Genomic DNA, 1,081 nt, shown 5'->3' with positions numbered 1-1,081 from the left:
AAGATGCTTTTGGTGAAGAAGGTGCTTTTGGTGAAGAAGGTGGCTTTGAAGAAGGTGCAGAAGTAGCTGCAAGTGCACCAGCACAAAATGGTGTTTCCTTAAGATTAAGTGATGTGCCAATTTTAAAGATAATTGAGCTCATTTGTCTGCAGCAAGATTTAAAATATAAAGTCACTGAGCATGCAGTAATTATTGCTGACAAAAGTATTCCTCTCGATACAATGGAAGTGCGTTTCTACGATGTTCCTGCAGGTTTCCTAGATTTGATTGAGCCAAACTTAGATACTGCAGGTGCAAGCCTTATTGATGACGTTGGTGGAGGTGCAGGTGATGGTACAGCTAAAGATGTTCGTCAATATTTTGATGAATTTGGTGTAAAGTTTGATGCGGGCTCAGAAATTTCTTTTGTTCAATCTGTAAATCGACTTGTTGTTAAAAATACACCTGCTGAGCATGGTAAGATTGATCGCATTATTAAGGAATTGGCTCCGGCTGAAAACCAAATAATTATCGAATCAAAGTTTTATGAGATCAACCAAGATGACATTGATGAGCTTGCATTTGAGTGGTCAATAGCCCGTATTGAAGACGGTTCTGGATTTACAGATCCGAATGCTGGTTACATTGGTAGAGATCCAAGTTATGTCGGTGGTGTGAATGGCGATCCAAATGGTTCACTAAATGATTTTTTGAGTGATGGTTTTAGCCTTGATAAAAGTGGTGATCTGACAAGTGCATCCTTAGTTATGAATTTTACCTTAAAGAAATCCCTGCTTCAGCCGACTTCTGGTTTGCTGTAGGTGAATTTGCTCATATCTATGTAAATGGTATGCACCTCACTTATGGCCCCCACGCAGGCTCAAGCAATATATATAGCATCAACTATCTCGACATCACTTTCCTCCTGCAATCTGGTCGTAATAATATCACTGTTCTCGCAAGTGCACCCGACCTATCTCTTTACAGTAGACCTAAAACTCCCAAAGGCTTCTGGGCTCAAATCCTTATTGATGAGTCCGAACACTTTGCCACTGGTCCTGATTGGAAAGCAGCTCCAGCCAGCCATATCCTCAACGCCCCT

General features: G+C 41.1%; 2 protein-coding genes. Both read left to right on the top strand.

What is annotated here, in order from left to right; genetic code table 11:
• The coding region (locus LNTAR_RS24710) for a hypothetical protein (RefSeq protein ID WP_007281517.1) at positions 1-800 on the top strand (800 nt) is incomplete at its 5' end.
• A 29-nt stretch (positions 801-829) separates the two neighbouring features.
• Positions 830-1,081 (top strand): hypothetical protein (locus LNTAR_RS24705; RefSeq protein ID WP_007281516.1); only part of this gene is annotated, 252 nt, incomplete at its 3' end.

The organism is Lentisphaera araneosa HTCC2155, assembly GCF_000170755.1.
In the GTDB taxonomy this organism is placed as follows: Bacteria; Verrucomicrobiota; Lentisphaeria; order Lentisphaerales; family Lentisphaeraceae; genus Lentisphaera; species Lentisphaera araneosa.
The sequence above is the reverse complement of the archived record's forward strand: the minus strand, read 5'-3'. Positions and strand labels throughout refer to the sequence as shown.